This is a genomic window from Thauera sp. SDU_THAU2, assembly GCF_038260575.1.
In the GTDB taxonomy this organism is placed as follows: Bacteria; Pseudomonadota; Gammaproteobacteria; order Burkholderiales; family Rhodocyclaceae; genus Thauera.
Genome location: NZ_JBBWUN010000003.1, coordinates 178,052 through 192,398 on the forward strand (window position 1 = coordinate 178,052; position 14,347 = coordinate 192,398).

Sequence of the window (14,347 nt, forward strand, 5' to 3'; positions counted from 1 at the left end):
GTGTGCATGGCGGCTCAGGCCTATTCGAGGCGAAGCAGGATGCGAAGCTCCGGGTCGTCGGCGTAGCGCCCGGGCAGGTAGCCGATGGCGCCGGGATTCTCGAGCAGGAGGCGGCGCGCATCGCCGGCGTCGGCGGCTTCCTTGGGCGGCAGCGCGCGTCCGGTGAACACCATGCGCGACCAGTAGGCGCGGATCTGGCTGGGATTCTTGTCCGTGAGCGTGCGGTAGAAATGGTCTCGCGTTCTGCCGGGCGGCAGGTCCAGCAGCATGGAGATGCGGGTGGCGAGGGTGGCGCGGCGCCCCAGGTAGAGCTGTTCGGCTTCGTCGCGGCTCAGGGTCTCGACCGTGCCCGAGCGTGCGGTGACGATCAGGACCTCCTCCGCGTGTGCCGGGTGCGCGCCCAGGGCGAGCAGGATCGCCAACAGGGCGATCCAGCACTGTGGGAGGGCGAAGCGATCAGAAGACCACATCGATCGACAGACTCAAAGTGTTGACCGTGCGGCCGCTGACGCGGGTGGAAAGGATGTCTCCCCGCGGGTAGAACGCTCCCCATCCGTCGTTCTCGATGCGGCTGCGTGCCAGCTCGACCTTCATGGCGGCGTTCGGATGCAGATCCCAGCGCAGGCCGGCGCCGATGCTGCGCTGGCTGTTGTTGCGCGAGGCGTTGAAGGCATCGATCTCGGCCAGGCCCATGCTCAGGTTCCGGCTGACGATCGGGCTGCTCTGCCGGTTGCGGGCGAATCTGAGGTAGGGCGTGGTGGCGCCGACGTGCCGCCCGATCGTCAGATGCCAGCCGGAGGCGCTGTTCACGAAGGCCGAGGTGCGGCGCACCGCGTATTCGCCGATCAACTGCCAGCGGTTGTCGTCCCAGTGGAAGCCGGCGGAGGTGAAGGAGGCGGAGGCGCCGTCGCCCTCCATTTCGGCCAGCATCGCCCTGCCCTGCGGGAAAGTGTTCAGGGCGTGCTGCAGGCGATCGAATTCGGGGTCGCCCCAGCGCAGGTCCAGGCGCGCACGCGAGTAGCCGAGATGGAGCGTGAGCGAGCCCTTGGAAAGCCCGATGTTCAGGCCCCGCAGCCGCGACAGCGAGGCATGGCCGTAGTGGGCGATGTTGACGCGGCTGCGGCCGAAGTAGGGGTGCAGCTCGAGGTCCACATCCGCGATCCGGGTGCGGTAGAGGAGGTCGATGCCGTCCAGGTCGGCAAAGGGATTGAGCGTGTACACCTCCACCGGTGGACGTACCCAGGGATGCGCGTAATTGACGTCGAGCGAATCCGACAGCATGAAGGCCGGCACGCGCAGTCGTCCGGCGCGCAGGGTGAACTCCGGCGAAGGCGCGAAGCTGATGAAAGCCAGCGCGGCGCGGGGGGTGTAGTCGTTCTTCGGGGTGTGCCGGGCCAGTACCTGGACGACGGCTTCGGTGCCGTTGCCGAAGCCGAAATTGCCCTGCACGCCGAGAACCGAGTCGGAGCCGAAGTTGAGCCTGCCGGAACCGGGTGCTTCGGTACCCACGCGGACGAACTGGAGGTCGTCGGTATCCGACGCCACGGCGCCCAGGGTGCCGAAGCCCGAAAAGGTGACGCTCTCGATGTCCGCGGCGGCTGGGCCGGCATGCAGGACGAGGGCGGCGGCGAAGGCCGAGAGCCGGGCTGAGAGTCTGTTCTTCATCACGTGCTGGCCTTCGCTGATTCCTGTTCCAGCCATTGCAGGGTCTGGTCCCGGTCCAGCGGATGGGAGAAATAGTAGCCTTGGCCGTAGTCGCAACCCAGTTCCCGCAGGACTTCGAACTGGCGCGCGTCCTCGATGCATTCGGCGACGACGGTCATGCCGAGGTCGTGGGCGAGCTCGATGCTGCGCCGGACGATGGCCTGCAGGCGGTGATCCTCGGTGATCGAGCTGACGAAGGAGCCGTCGAGCTTGACCTGGTTGCAGGGCATCGTGTGCAGATAGCTCAGGGTCGAATAACCGGTGCCGAAGTCGTCGATCAGGATCTCGATGCCGACGTTGCGCAACTCCCGCAAGCTGCGGGTGGCGGGACTGTCGGGGCGGGCGAGCAGGCTTTCGGTGACTTCGAAGCGGACCTGGTCGTGCGGCAGGCCGTTGCGGTCGATGATCGCCAGCAGTTCGGTGGCGAGCGCCGGGCGGGCCAGTTGGCGGGCGGAGAGGTTGACGCTGACGCGCGCGCGCAGGCTTTCGGGGCGGTTCTTCCAGTTGCGCATGTCCGCACAGGCGATGCGCAGGACTTCCATGCCCAGATCGTGGATCAGATCCAGGGTTTCGGCGAGCGGGATGAATTCGGATGGCGCCAGCAGGCCGTGCGTCGTATGAGGCCAGCGCACCAGCGCTTCGAAGCTCGCGGTCCGCCGGTCCGAAAGGGTGACGATCGGCTGGTAATGGACGGCCAGGCCGCCATGGGCGAGCGCCCAGCGCAGATCGGATTCGAGCTGCAGCGCGCGGACGGCCTGGGTGTGCATCGAGGCGTGGAAGAACTCGATCGGCGAGGTATCGCTCTGGCGAGCCTTGTGCAGGGCATTGTCGGCGTCGCGCAGCATGGCCTGGGCATCCTCGCCCTCGGTTTCGCTCAAGGCGATGCCGATCCGGCAGCGGGGATGCAGGATGCGGTCGGCCGTCGGCACCGCGAACGACGGCAGCGCAATGAGCGTCTCGCTGATGCGCAACGCGTCGGCCGAGCTCGCGAGGTCGTTCAGCAGCACGGCGAACTGGTCGCCGCCGACGCGCGCCGCCACGTCCCCTTCCCGCAGCGAAGCCTTGATGTGGGCGGCGGCGCGGCGCAGCAGTTCGTCGCCGACGGCGTGCCCGTAGCTGTCGTTCACCAGGCTGAAGCGTTCGAGGTTGATGGCGACGACCGCGACCATGTCGTCGCTGTCGCGCCGGCGCTGGGCGAGCGCGTGGTTGACGTGCTCGATGAACAGCGCCCGGTTCGGCAGTCCGGTCAGGCCGTCGTGCAGGGCGTCGTGGATGAGCTGCTCTTCCGCACGCTTGCGCATGTCGATGTCGCTGATCGAGCCGGCCATGCGCGAGATGCGGGGCGTGTTGCTGCGGCGGGCGACGCCGCGGGTCAGTACCCAGCGATAGCTGCCGTCGGGCAGGCGGACGCGGTGTTCCATCATGAACTGCGCGCTGTCGCCTTTCAAGTGCTCGATCATGCGTTCGCGGTACCCCGGCAGTTCGTCGGGGTGGATGTAGTCGAGAAAGGCTTCCGGGGAGCTGGCGAGGCCGCCGGGCGGCAGATCGAGGATTTCGCAGAAGCGGTCGGAGTAGTAGGCGGTACCGGCGGGAATGTCCCAGTCCCACAGGCCGTCGTTGGCGCCGCGCATCGCCAGGGCATGGCGTTCCTCGCTGATCCTGAGCCGGGTCGCGGTGTCCTGCAGTTCGGCCACGCGGCGCTGCAGCGTGGCCGCCATGATGTTGAAGTGGCGCGAGATGACGGACAGTTCGTCATGGCCTTTGGACGGCACCCGGTGCTCGAGATGGCCGTCGGCGATGGCCTTGCTGCCGGCGAGCAGCTGCCCCAGGTTGCGGGTGAGCAGGTAGCCGATGGTCGACAGCAGCAGGAAGGTCAGCACGATCTCGGACAGCGCGATCGCCAGGCCTTGCTCGGTGATCGCGCGGCGGGCCGCCGCCAGGCCGGACACCGATACGCCGAACTGCAGCAGGCCGACTTCGTTGCGCGGCAGCAGCAGGGGGTGGCGCACATGCACGATCTCGTTGCCGAGCACGCCTTCGAAGAAGCCGGTGCGGATCACCGTGGGTTCGGGCAGGGTGTCGATGTCGGGGCGGCCTGCGCTGACCAGCGGTGTCTGGTCGGGCGCGACGATGCGGACATAGACCAGGCCCTCGTTGGCGCCGAGCAGCAGTTCGCCGAGGATGTCCTGCAGCTCGCCATAGCGCTGCTGCTCGCCGTAGGTCGTGGCCATCGCGTGCAGCATGCTGGAGTTCTGGCTGATGGTGGTGTCCAGGCTGGCCGACGCCGCGTTGTTCATCAGGCGCACGCTGTTGGCCAGCAGCAGGCTCAGCAGCACCATCTGTACCGTGGTGCTCGCCAGCAGCAGGCGGAAACGGATCGAAGCGTGTCGGAAACGAAGGAACATCAGGATCGTCCAGTGCTGCCGTGCGATTTCGAGGTCATGAAATGGGTCGTTGCTGCCATGGTTCAGCGCTTTGCCTGGCGCTTGACCGTGGCCGAAGCGTCGACGCGGCCTTCGCTGGCGAAGGCCTCGAGGTTGGTTTCGATGCGGTCGGGGTCGTACAGGTAGTTGACCATCAGGCCCCAGGACTGCGCGAAGCCCTTCGACGAGGTATCGGCCAGCCAGTTCAGCCGTTCGACGCGTGCACCGTTGCCGAGGTGGAAGCGTGCCACGGCATCGACCGGTTTGCCGTCGCGCTTGGCGTCCAGCAGGTAGCGGGCGGCGACGCGCAGCAGCGGCTCGCGCAGGGCCTGAGCGAGCCGGGGTTCGGAGGACCAGTCGCTGCGGCCCTCGAGCAGTTCGGCGAACAGCGGCGAGTCCGGGCCTTCGACGCCGACGGCGGCGAAGCGTTTCCAGTCTGCCGCAGTGAAGGCTTCCGCCAGTTCCTGCGGATTGCGCTGGACCCAGCGCAACAGGCCGGGGATGGGCGACAGCGTGGCGAAGGTGTCCAGGCGCGGGAAGTCGCGCTGCAGATCCTCGACCACGCGCTTGAGCAGGAAGTTGCCGAAGGACACGCCGCGCAGGCCGGTCTGGGTGGCGCTGATCGAATAGAAGATCGCGGTGGTGGCCTTGCTGGCGTCGGCCAGCGGTGCTTCGATGTCGAGCAGGCGCTGGACGTCGTCGGCGAGTTCCTCCAGCAGCGCGACCTGGACGAAGATCAGTGGCTCGAGCGGCATCCGCGGATGGAAGAAGGCGTAGCAGCGGCGGTCGGAGTCCAGGCGGTTCTTGAGGTCGTCCCACGAGCGGATTTCGTGCACCGCTTCGTACTTCACCAGCTTTTCGAGCAGCGCGGCGGGCGAAGTCCAGGTGATGCGCTGCAGTTCGAGGAAGCCGACGTCGAACCAGGCCGACAGCCGGGCTTCGAGTTCGCGGTCGAGCGGCTTGAGCAGCGGATCGTCGGCGACGAAGCGAAGCAGGTCGGCGCGCAGGTCGACGAGGAACTTGACGCCCTGCGGGATGGCGTTGAACTGGGTCAGGATGCGCAGCCGGCTCGAGCGCATCGCGGCGCGCAGCTGGGCTTCGGCATCCCATTGCGCGGGCGTGTCGACCGCGGCCTGGTAGGCGCGGTGGGCGGCTTCGATGCGCGCCGGGTCCGGCCCGAACTCCAGCGCGATCATGCGCAGGATCGCCTGGCGGCCGCTGTCGTCCAGGCGAAGATAGGCTTCGGCCAGGCGCGCGGCGCGCTGGCGCGTCGAAATTTCACCGCCACGGCCTTCCGCGCATTCATGGAGCTGGCTGCGAATCCTTTCCAGATCGCGTTCGGTGGGTTCCACCTGCTGTGCGCTGCGGCCGCTCATCAGTTGCCGCATGCGCGACAAGCTGCGTGACACGAGTCCGTTTCCCGCCATGCTGTCCCCGAATCGTTATGCCCGAACCGACAATCATAGCGTCTGATGTCATGCGAGCCGGGAAGTCGGTCCTATTGGTAAGGAATTATGTCACGGTGTTGGGGAATTCCTGCTATCGGCCTCATCGACGATGTGGTCGAGGCTCAGGCGGGGCGGCGGCTCCGCGCTGCCAGTGCGATGCCGAAGGCGATCATCGGCAGGCAGAGCCATTGTGCGGTCGACAGTCCGAGCGACAGCGTGCCGAAGATGCCCGGATCCGGCGTGCGGAAGAATTCCGCGGCGAAGCGCAGGCAGCCGTAGCCGATCAGGAAGACGGCCGACACCGCGCGCAGCGGCCGCGGGCTGGCCGAATACCACCACAGCACGGCGAACAGCAGCAGGCCTTCACCGAGCGCTTGATAAAGCTGGGAAGGATGGCGCGGCAGCGCATCGACCCAGGGGAAGACCATCGCCCACGGCAGTTCGCCGTCCACCGGGCGGCCCCACAGCTCGCCGTTGATGAAGTTGCCGATGCGCCCGGCGGCGAGGCCGGTCGGCACCAGCGGGGCGATGAAGTCGGTCACCTGCCAGAAGGACTTGCCGTGGCGGCGGGCATAGAGCCACATCGCCGCCAGCACGCCGAGAAAGCCGCCGTGGAAGCTCATGCCGCCCTGCCAGATCGCGAGGATCTCGGCCGGGTGCCGCAGGTAGTAGCCCGGCTGGAAGAACAGCACTTCGCCGAGGCGGCCGCCGATGATGACGCCGAGCACACCGTACATCAGCAGATCGTCCAGCATCTGCGCGTTCCAGCCCAGTTCCGGGCGGCGGCGTGCATGCAGGCGGCCGAGCACGATGAACAGCGTGAAGGCGATCAGGTACATCAGCCCGTACCAGCGCACCGAGAGCGGGCCGAGGGAAAAGGCGATCGGATCGAACTGCGGGTGGGTCAGCATGGGCGTGATCGGGGGCGGGCTGGCGGGGACGGTGTCGGTTGCCGGAGTCGAGTCAGTCGAACTGCTGGCGGAAGATGTCGAACTCGCGCCGGAGCTGGTCGAAGTCCTCTCGCAGACGGCGGATCTCGTCTTCGAGTTCCGCGATGCGCCCGCGTCCGCCCGCGCTGCCGCCGCCGTGCTGGCTTTCGGCCATCTCGGCGACGGCCGCCTGGCCGCCGAGCAGGTGGGCGTGGCGGACTTCCTTGGTGCCGGGCGCACGCGGCAGCGAGGTCACCAGCGGCGGATATTTCTCCGCCAGGTGTTCCAGCACCGCGTCCACCGCGGCGATGTCGTCGAAGCGATGCAGGCGTTCGCAGCGCTGGCGCAGCTCGCCCGCGGTCTGGGCGCCGCGCAGCATCAGCGTCGCCAGCACCGCCTGTTCGGCCGGCGGCAGCGAATGGCGCAGGCGGACCAGGTGTTCGTATTTGGCGACGCGGGCGCTGGCCTGGTCGCGGCGGGCGACCAGGCGGCGGCCGATCAGGCTGTCGATGGCGGCCTGGACTTCCGCTTCGGACAGGCTCATCACCGGCTCGCGCGCGGTCAATTGGTTGCAGCCGGTGACGATGGCGTTGATCGACATCGGATAGGTGTCGGGCGTGACGAAAGCCTTCTCGATCAGCACGCCGAGGACGCGGATCTCGGCGGCGTCGAGGTCGAAGCCGACATCGGTATCGGCATCGGCTGGGGGGCGTTGGCGGGCTCCGTCATGGCGACTCCTGGCAAAAGGCGAGAGCAGGGATGATACGCATGCTTCGCTGCGCGCGTTAGAATCACATGCTTTACTGCAGAGTTTCCGGAGCGCCCCCATGCCCCAGTATCGTTCCCGCACATCCACCGCCGGCCGCAACATGGCGGGAGCCCGCGCCCTGTGGCGCGCGACCGGCATGAAGGATGGCGATTTCGACAAGCCGATCATCGCCATCGCCAACAGTTTCACCCAGTTCGTGCCCGGCCACGTCCATCTGAAGGATCTGGGCCAACTGGTCGCGCGCGAGATCGAAGCCGCGGGCGGCGTCGCCAAGGAATTCAACACCATCGCCGTCGATGACGGCATCGCCATGGGCCACGGCGGCATGCTGTATTCGCTGCCGTCGCGCGAGTTGATCGCCGACAGCGTCGAATACATGTGCAACGCCCACACCGCCGACGCGCTGGTGTGCATCTCGAACTGCGACAAGATCACCCCGGGCATGCTGATGGCCGCGCTGCGGCTGAACATCCCGGCGATCTTCGTCTCCGGCGGGCCGATGGAGGCGGGCAAGGTCAAGTGGGAGGCCAAGGTCATCTCGCTCGACCTGGTCGATGCGATGGTCAAGGCCGCCGACAAGAGCTGTTCGGACGAAGAGGTGGATGCGATCGAGCGCTCGGCCTGTCCGACCTGCGGCTCGTGCTCGGGCATGTTCACCGCCAACTCGATGAACTGCCTGACCGAAGCGCTCGGCCTGTCGCTGCCGGGCAACGGCACCACGCTGGCCACCCACGCCGACCGCGAACGCCTGTTCAAGGAAGCGGGCCGCCGCATCGTCGGGCTCGCGCGCCGCTATTACGAGCAGGACGACGCCTCGGTGCTGCCGCGCTCGATCGCGACTTTCGAGGCCTTCGAGAATGCGATGAGCCTGGACGTGGCGATGGGCGGCTCGACCAACACCGTGCTGCACCTGCTGGCGGCCGCGCGCGAGGCCGGGGTCGACTTCACGATGAAGGACATCGACCGCGTCAGCCGCCGCGTGCCCTGCCTGTCCAAGGTCGCGCCGGCCGTGGCCGACGTGCATATCGAGGACGTGCACCGCGCCGGCGGCATCATGTCCATCCTCGGCCAGCTCGACCGCGCCGGCCTGCTGCACACGAAGGTGCCGACGGTGCATAGCGCGACGATGGCCGAAGCGCTGGACAAGTGGGACATCACGCGCACCAGCGACGAAGCCGTGCATACCTTCTTCCGCGCCGCGCCGGGCGGCGTGCCGACGCAGGTCGCCTTCAGCCAGGATCGGCGCTGGAACGAGCTCGACGCCGACCGCGAACACGGCGTGATCCGCAGCAAGGAGCACGCCTTCACCGCCGACGGCGGCCTTGCGGTGCTGTACGGCAACATCGCCGAGAAGGGCTGCATCGTCAAGACCGCGGGCGTGGATGAGTCGATCTGGAAGTTCACCGGCAAGGCGCGGGTGTATGAGAGCCAGGACGACGCGGTCGAAGGCATCCTCGGCGAGCAGGTGCAGGCCGGCGACGTCGTCATCATCCGCTACGAAGGCCCGAAGGGCGGCCCCGGCATGCAGGAGATGCTGTACCCGACCTCCTACCTGAAGAGCCGCGGCCTCGGCAAGGAGTGCGCGCTGCTCACCGACGGCCGCTTCTCCGGCGGCACCTCCGGGCTGTCGATCGGCCACGCCTCGCCCGAAGCCGCCTGCGGCGGCGCGATCGCGCTGGTCGAGGACGGCGACACCATCGAGATCGACATCCCGAACCGCCGCATCCACCTGGCGATCGGCGATGCCGAACTGGCTGCCCGTCGCGCGGCAATGGAGGCGAAGGGTGCCGCGGCCTGGAAGCCGGCAAACCGTCAGCGCGTGGTCTCGGCGGCACTGCAGGCCTACGCCGCACTGACGACTTCGGCCGACACCGGCGCGGTGCGCGACGTCAGCCAGGTCCAGCGCTGATTGACCGCTTCGAGGCCACTGTCCACGATCGGCACCATGGATAGCGAACTTGCTCAACTCGAAGCGCAGATCGAGGAACTGATCGGTCTGCACAACCGGCTCAAGGCCGACAACGTCGGCCTGCATGGCTGCGTCGCCCAGCTCGACGCCGAGAACCGCCAGCTCGAAGCCAAGCTCAGGCTGGCGGTCGACCGTCTCGAAGCGCTGCTCGACAAACTCCCGGAGGCCTGAAAACGTGTCGATGGATCATCTGGACGTGATGCTGCTCGGAAAGGAGTACCGGGTTTCCTGCACGCCCGAGACGCGGGACGACCTGCTCGCCACCGTCGCCTACCTGGACGACAGGCTGCGCGAACTGGGCGGCAGGACCAACGCCTCGGGCGAGAAACTGGCGGTCATGACCGCGCTCAACATCGCCCATGAATTCCTGCAGCATCAGCGCGGAAACGGGTTTGACATACCGGGCGCGAAGCGTAGAATCGGACTCATGAAAGCACGCCTCGACGGGGTGCTGGCCCAGCAGGAAAAACTGTTCTGAGGCATGCCTAGCGCAGTACCGATCAATCCCCTGCAGTGTTCGTTGAAGCCGTAGATTCCTTGAACCAATAGTCGAGAGACTCGGTTGCTGACCATCAAGGCCGCTGGTGTGAACGCCCCTTGCGGGTGATCCTGAAGCGGAAGGAATGCGACCTCCCTGAACCCATGGTTCAGGATGCCCGGCGGAGACGGCACAGGCGGGGGGCCAGACAAAAAGGCGCAGCCATCGCGGTTGCGCCTTTTTTCGCTTTTGCGCCCATGCAGGGCGGGTGACGGCGCACAACACATGATGGATCGTTCAGCATGACTTTCGATATCTGGTGGCTCACCTATCCCGTGCTCGGCGCGATCGTCGGCTTCTTTGCCGGCCTGCTCGGCGTCGGCGGCGGCGGCATCATGGTGCCGATGCTGACCACGCTGTTCCTTGCCCAGGGCTTTCCGCACGAGCAGGTGGTGCATATGGCGCTGGGTACCTCGATGGCCAGCATCGTGCTGACTTCGATATCCAGCCTGCGCGCCCATCAGGCGCACGGCGCGGTGCGCTGGGACGTGGTGCGCACGATCACGCCCGGCATCCTGGTCGGCACCTTCTGCGCCACCTTCATTGCCTCGCGGGTGAATACCGCGGCGCTGGCGATCTTCTTCGCCGTGTTCATGGCCTACGTGTCGATCCAGATGCTGCTCAACATCAAACCCAAGCCCAGCCGCGACCTGCCCGGCCCGCTCGGCATGACGGGCGTCGGGCTGGGAATCGGCGGCATTTCGGCGCTGGTCGCGATCGGTGGCGGCTCGCTGTCGGTGCCCTTCATGACCTGGTGCAACGTCAAGGTGCAGAACGCGATCGGCACGTCGGCCGCGATCGGCCTGCCGATCGCGCTGGCCGGCACGATCGGCTACCTCGTCAACGGCTGGAACGTGCCCGGCACGCCGCCGCTGAGCTTCGGCTACGTCTATTTGCCGGCATTCGTCATGGTATCGCTGGTCAGCATGTGGGTAGCGCCGGTCGGCGCCCGCCTGGCGCACCGGCTGCCGGTGGCGACGCTGAAGAAGATCTTCGCCGGCGTGCTGATGGCGCTGTGCGCCAAGATGCTGCACAGCATCTTCGGCTGAGGTCCCGCAGTTCGCTTCAGCCGGCGCTCAAGCGGCTTACGGCGCCGACAGCGCCTCGTGCAGCACCTTGAAGTTGCTGTGCATCATCGACAGGTAGTCCGGTGCCGGGCCGTCGGCGGCCGACAGCGCATCCGAATACAGCGTACCGCCGATGCGCGTGCCGCTTTCGGCGCGGATGCGCTCGATCAGGCGCGCATCGGCGATGTTCTCGATGAACACCGCGGGAATCTTCTCGGCCTTCAATTGAGTGATCAGGCGGGCGACGCCCCTGGCGGTGGGTTCGGCATTGTTCGACACGCCCACCGGCGCCAGGAAGCGGATGCCGTAGGCCTTGCCGAAATAGGCGAAGGCATCGTGCGAAGTGACGACCTTGCGGCGTTCGGCCGGCAGCGCGGTGAAGGCGGCGCGGATCTCGGCGTCCAGCACCTTCAGTTCGCCCTGGTAGCGTTCCGCATTGGCGCGGTAGCGGTCGGCATGGACCGGGTCGGCAGCAGCCAGCGCCGCGGCGATGTTCGCCACGTAGCGCTGGGCGTTGCCGAGATCCTGCCAGGCGTGCGGGTCGGCGCCGTGACCATGGTCGTGATCGTGGCCGTGGTGATCATGATCGTGGTGTTCGTCTTCCGCCATCTCGATCGTGCTCACGCCTTCGCTGGCAACGACGATGGTGCCCTTGTAGCCCCCTGAACGCGCCAGTCGTGCCATCCAGTCGTCGAAACCGAGGCCGTTGACCACCACCAGTGCCGAACTGCCGATCTGGCGTGCGTCCGACGGCCGCGGCTGGAAGGCGTGGGCGTCCTCGTTGGCGCCGACCAGCGAGCGCACACGGACCCTGTCGCCGCCGACCTCGCGCACCATGTCGCCCAGGATGCTGAAGCTGGCGGTGACTTCGATCGGTTCGGTCTGGGCCTGTACGCCGGAGGTGGTCAGGGCGAAGAGTGCGAGCAGGCCGGCGAGCCGGCGCACTGAGGGGCGGAGAGCTTTCATGGCGGGGCCTTTCGTACGGAGCGTTGGGGAAATTCAGGATTCGAGGTGGTGGCGCACCGGCAGGCGGCCGACCAGCAGGCCGCCGGGCGCGGCGAGCAGCGAGACGAAATAGACCAGGCCGCACACCAGCACGATCGCCGGCCCGGCCGGCACGTCGGCATGGAAGGACAGCAGCAGGCCGGCCACGCCGCTGCCGAAGGCGAACAGCACCGCCAGCAGCAGCAGCGCCGGCAGCCCGCGCGCCCACAGCCGCGCCGCGGCCGAAGGCAGGATCATGATGCCGACCGCCATCAGCGTGCCGAGCGCATGGAAGCCGCTGACCAGGTTCAGCACCACCAGCATCAGGAAGCCGTAGTGCGCCACCGGCGACCAGCGGCTGACGCCGCGCAGGAAGGCCGGATCGAAGCACTCCATGACCAGCGGCCGGAACAGCACGGCGAGGCAGAACAGCGTGACGCTGGCAATCGAGGCGATCAGCAGCAGCGAACCGTCGTCGAGCGCCAGTACCGAGCCGAACAGCACGTGCAGCAAGTCGAGGTTGCGGCCGCGCAGCGACACGATCATGACCCCGGCTGCCAGCGACAGCAGGTAGAAGGCGGCGAGGCTGGCGTCCTCCTTCAGCACCGAGGCGCGCGTCACCAGGCCGGCGGCCAGCACCACGACGATGCCGGCGACGATGCCGCCGATCGTCATCGCGCCGAGCGACAGGCCGAAAGCCAGGTAGCCGAGCGCCGCGCCGGGCAGGATGGCGTGGCTCATCGCGTCGCCCATCAGGCTCATGCGGCGCAGCAGCAGGAACACGCCGACCGGCGTGGCGCCGAGCGCCAGCGCCAGGCAGCCGGCGAGCGCGCGGCGCATGAAGGCGAAGTCGGTGAAGGGGGCGAGCAGGAATTCGGTCACGATGAAAGGAGGAGCGTTGGCAGCGCAGCGGCTGCGGATCAATGCCGGTGCGAGCCGTGTTCGTGGTGATGAGCATGCCCGTGGGCATGCAGGCCGGCATCCGGCGGCAAGGCCTGGGCCGGCTGCTCGATGTGGCACTCCGGCGCGTCCTCGTCGAAGGCCTCGGACAGGCGGCGCGCGCGCGCCAGCATCTCCGGTGTCAGCACCTGGGCGGTGGGGCCGAAGGCGACGGGTTCGCGCGACAGCAGCAGGCAGGTGGGGAAGTGGCGGCGGACCTGCTCGAAGTCGTGCACCACCGTCAGCACCGTGCGGCCTTCGCGGTGCCAGCCGAGGATGAGTTGCACCAGATCGTCCACGGTGCGGCTGTCGATGGCGGCGAAGGGTTCGTCGAGCAGGATCAGCGGCGCGTCCTGCAGCATCAGCCGGGCGAAGCGCGCGCGCTGCAGCTGGCCGCCCGACAGCGAGCCGATCGGGCGTGCTTCGAAGCCGGACATGCCGACCGCGGCCAGTGCCTCGCGCACCCGCTGGCGCTGCTGGCGCGACAGCCCGCCGAAAGCGCCGATCTCGCGCCACAGGCCCATCGCGACGACGTCGAACACCGAAACCGGGAAGCTGTGGTCGATCTCGCCGCGCTGCGGCAGGTAGGCCAGTGCGCCCGGCGGCAGGCCGGGCATCAGGATGCGGCCGCCGATCGGCCGCAATTCACCGGCGATGCCTTTCAGCAGGGTCGATTTGCCTGCACCGTTGGGGCCGATGACGGCGACCAGGGCACCGGCCGGAATGTCGCCGCTCAGGTGGTGCACCGCCGGATGGCGGTCGTAGCCGAGCGTCAGGTTCTCGATGCGGATCAGCGGGGGCGGGGCGGGATGCATGTCTTCAGTCCAGTGCCCACAGCACGGTCAGCCACAGCAGGCCGGTGGCGAGCGCAACGACGCCCAGGCGGGTGAGGACGCCGACACCGAGCAGGCTGCGAGGTGGGTACGGGGGGTAGGCGCGTGAGTCCTGCGGAGCGCGGGGCCGAGCCGAGCGTGCAGGCGTGGCAGCGTCGGCGCTGCCGTGGTCATGGGGGCTCATCGCTTGGCCACCTTGGCGCCTTCGCGCCCGCAGTCGGCGCAGGCACCGTGGAACACCAGTTCGCTGCGGGCGAGCTCGAAGCCGGCCGGCAAGGCCGGATCGGGGCTGGCGGGCACGTCTTCCAGGCACAGGATCTGGCCGCAGCGGTCGCAATGGAAGTGCGCATGGCGGTGCCCGCCGTCGCTGCGGATCTCGAAGCGCCAGGCCCGCTCGCCGCCGGCGATGCGCTGAGCGATGCCTTGTTCGACCAGCCAGTCGAGCGCGCGGTAAAGCGTGACGCGGTCGTGCGCGATGCCGGTGGCCGCCAGCGTGGCGCCGATCTCGTCGTGCGACAGCGGATGCGGGCTGGCCTGCAGCGCTTCGATGACGGCCACGCGCGTGCGCGTGACCCGGCCGCCATGAGCGGCGATCAGGTCACGGGCGGGAACGAAGGCGGAAGACGGGCGGTCTGGCATTGCGGTGATGGGGCCCTGTCGGGCGGCAGGAACGGACAGAGTCGAGTGGACAGAAACGGAAACGAAGGAAATGGAAAGGAGCTTGTCCGTGTTTGATGCAACATT

General features: G+C 67.8%; 15 protein-coding genes and 1 other RNA gene. 5 read left to right on the forward strand and 11 right to left on the reverse strand.

Annotated elements, in window-relative coordinates; genetic code table 11:
* Positions 1-20: 20 nt before the first annotated feature.
* From AAFL97_RS01880 to AAFL97_RS01905, 6 genes are all read right to left on the reverse strand, one after another.
* Complete coding sequence (locus AAFL97_RS01880) at positions 21-470, reverse strand: hypothetical protein (RefSeq protein ID WP_341643503.1); 450 nt, start codon at positions 468-470, stop codon at positions 21-23.
* The gene (locus AAFL97_RS01885) at positions 457-1,665 is read right to left on the reverse strand and encodes a porin (RefSeq protein WP_341643504.1); all 1,209 of its coding nucleotides are present in this window, start codon (positions 1,663-1,665) and stop codon (positions 457-459) included. The genes AAFL97_RS01880 and AAFL97_RS01885 overlap by 14 nt, the downstream gene beginning before the upstream one ends.
* A complete protein-coding gene (locus AAFL97_RS01890; protein ID WP_341643505.1) occupies positions 1,665-4,109 on the reverse strand; it encodes an EAL domain-containing protein in 2,445 nt (814 codons plus the stop codon). Before AAFL97_RS01890 ends, AAFL97_RS01885 begins: the two co-directional genes overlap by 1 nt.
* Positions 4,110-4,171: 62 nt before the next feature.
* The gene (locus AAFL97_RS01895) at positions 4,172-5,554 is read right to left on the reverse strand and encodes a malonyl-CoA decarboxylase (RefSeq protein WP_341643506.1); all 1,383 of its coding nucleotides are present in this window, start codon (positions 5,552-5,554) and stop codon (positions 4,172-4,174) included.
* Positions 5,555-5,697: 143 nt separating this feature from the next.
* On the reverse strand, positions 5,698-6,486 hold the full coding sequence (gene lgt, locus AAFL97_RS01900) for a prolipoprotein diacylglyceryl transferase (RefSeq protein WP_341643507.1): 789 nt from the start codon (positions 6,484-6,486) through the stop codon (positions 5,698-5,700).
* Positions 6,487-6,538: 52 nt separating this feature from the next.
* A complete protein-coding gene (locus AAFL97_RS01905; RefSeq protein ID WP_445954459.1) occupies positions 6,539-7,147 on the reverse strand; it encodes a YceH family protein in 609 nt (202 codons plus the stop codon).
* A 184-nt stretch (positions 7,148-7,331) separates the two neighbouring features.
* Between AAFL97_RS01905 and ilvD the strand changes: the two genes are divergently transcribed.
* The 5 genes from ilvD (at position 7,332) to AAFL97_RS01930 (ending at position 10,829) form a co-directional block, all read left to right on the forward strand.
* Positions 7,332-9,182 (forward strand): dihydroxy-acid dehydratase, encoded by a 1,851-nt coding sequence (ilvD, locus tag AAFL97_RS01910; RefSeq protein WP_341643508.1) that lies wholly within the window; start codon positions 7,332-7,334, stop codon positions 9,180-9,182.
* Between the two features lie 36 nt (positions 9,183-9,218).
* Entirely contained in the window at positions 9,219-9,413 is a 195-nt protein-coding gene (locus tag AAFL97_RS01915) for a hypothetical protein (RefSeq protein WP_341643509.1), read from the forward strand.
* Between the two features lie 10 nt (positions 9,414-9,423).
* A complete protein-coding gene (locus AAFL97_RS01920; protein WP_341643510.1) occupies positions 9,424-9,720 on the forward strand; it encodes a cell division protein ZapA in 297 nt (98 codons plus the stop codon).
* Between the two features lie 24 nt (positions 9,721-9,744).
* Positions 9,745-9,927, forward strand: a non-coding RNA gene (gene ssrS / locus AAFL97_RS01925) — 6S RNA.
* 95 nt (positions 9,928-10,022) lie between these two features.
* Complete coding sequence (locus AAFL97_RS01930) at positions 10,023-10,829, forward strand: sulfite exporter TauE/SafE family protein (protein WP_341643511.1); 807 nt, start codon at positions 10,023-10,025, stop codon at positions 10,827-10,829.
* Positions 10,830-10,865: 36 nt separating this feature from the next.
* Here the strand turns inward: AAFL97_RS01930 and AAFL97_RS01935 are convergent, their stop codons facing one another.
* From AAFL97_RS01935 to AAFL97_RS01955, 5 genes are read right to left on the reverse strand one after another with little or no spacing between them, the layout of a single operon-like run.
* The gene (locus tag AAFL97_RS01935) at positions 10,866-11,813 is read right to left on the reverse strand and encodes a metal ABC transporter solute-binding protein, Zn/Mn family (RefSeq protein WP_341643512.1); all 948 of its coding nucleotides are present in this window, start codon (positions 11,811-11,813) and stop codon (positions 10,866-10,868) included.
* Between the two features lie 33 nt (positions 11,814-11,846).
* On the reverse strand, positions 11,847-12,713 hold the full coding sequence (locus AAFL97_RS01940; protein ID WP_341643513.1) for a metal ABC transporter permease: 867 nt from the start codon (positions 12,711-12,713) through the stop codon (positions 11,847-11,849).
* Between the two features lie 38 nt (positions 12,714-12,751).
* Positions 12,752-13,585, reverse strand: a complete 834-nt coding sequence (locus AAFL97_RS01945; protein ID WP_341643514.1) for a metal ABC transporter ATP-binding protein — start codon at positions 13,583-13,585, stop codon at positions 12,752-12,754.
* 4 nt (positions 13,586-13,589) lie between these two features.
* Complete coding sequence (locus AAFL97_RS01950) at positions 13,590-13,787, reverse strand: hypothetical protein (RefSeq protein ID WP_341643515.1); 198 nt, start codon at positions 13,785-13,787, stop codon at positions 13,590-13,592.
* Entirely contained in the window at positions 13,784-14,242 is a 459-nt protein-coding gene (locus tag AAFL97_RS01955; protein WP_341643516.1) for a Fur family transcriptional regulator, read from the reverse strand. Before AAFL97_RS01955 ends, AAFL97_RS01950 begins: the two co-directional genes overlap by 4 nt.
* Positions 14,243-14,347 lie beyond the last annotated feature (105 nt).

What these genes read in the sequence shown, in the direction of transcription:
- AAFL97_RS01880 (WP_341643503.1), bottom strand. Translation starts at nt 470, where the DNA reads ATGTGGTCTTCTGATCGCTTCGCCCTCCCACAGTGCTGGATCGCCCTG.
- AAFL97_RS01885 (WP_341643504.1), bottom strand. Translation starts at nt 1,665, where the DNA reads ATGAAGAACAGACTCTCAGCCCGGCTCTCGGCCTTCGCCGCCGCCCTC.
- AAFL97_RS01890 (WP_341643505.1), bottom strand. Translation starts at nt 4,109, where the DNA reads ATGTTCCTTCGTTTCCGACACGCTTCGATCCGTTTCCGCCTGCTGCTG.
- AAFL97_RS01895 (WP_341643506.1), bottom strand. Translation starts at nt 5,554, where the DNA reads ATGGCGGGAAACGGACTCGTGTCACGCAGCTTGTCGCGCATGCGGCAA.
- lgt (WP_341643507.1), bottom strand. Translation starts at nt 6,486, where the DNA reads ATGCTGACCCACCCGCAGTTCGATCCGATCGCCTTTTCCCTCGGCCCG.
- ilvD (WP_341643508.1), top strand. Translation starts at nt 7,332, where the DNA reads ATGCCCCAGTATCGTTCCCGCACATCCACCGCCGGCCGCAACATGGCG.
- AAFL97_RS01915 (WP_341643509.1), top strand. Translation starts at nt 9,219, where the DNA reads ATGGATAGCGAACTTGCTCAACTCGAAGCGCAGATCGAGGAACTGATC.
- AAFL97_RS01920 (WP_341643510.1), top strand. Translation starts at nt 9,424, where the DNA reads ATGGATCATCTGGACGTGATGCTGCTCGGAAAGGAGTACCGGGTTTCC.
- AAFL97_RS01930 (WP_341643511.1), top strand. Translation starts at nt 10,023, where the DNA reads ATGACTTTCGATATCTGGTGGCTCACCTATCCCGTGCTCGGCGCGATC.
- AAFL97_RS01935 (WP_341643512.1), bottom strand. Translation starts at nt 11,813, where the DNA reads ATGAAAGCTCTCCGCCCCTCAGTGCGCCGGCTCGCCGGCCTGCTCGCA.
- AAFL97_RS01945 (WP_341643514.1), bottom strand. Translation starts at nt 13,585, where the DNA reads ATGCATCCCGCCCCGCCCCCGCTGATCCGCATCGAGAACCTGACGCTC.
- AAFL97_RS01950 (WP_341643515.1), bottom strand. Translation starts at nt 13,787, where the DNA reads ATGAGCCCCCATGACCACGGCAGCGCCGACGCTGCCACGCCTGCACGC.
- AAFL97_RS01955 (WP_341643516.1), bottom strand. Translation starts at nt 14,242, where the DNA reads ATGCCAGACCGCCCGTCTTCCGCCTTCGTTCCCGCCCGTGACCTGATC.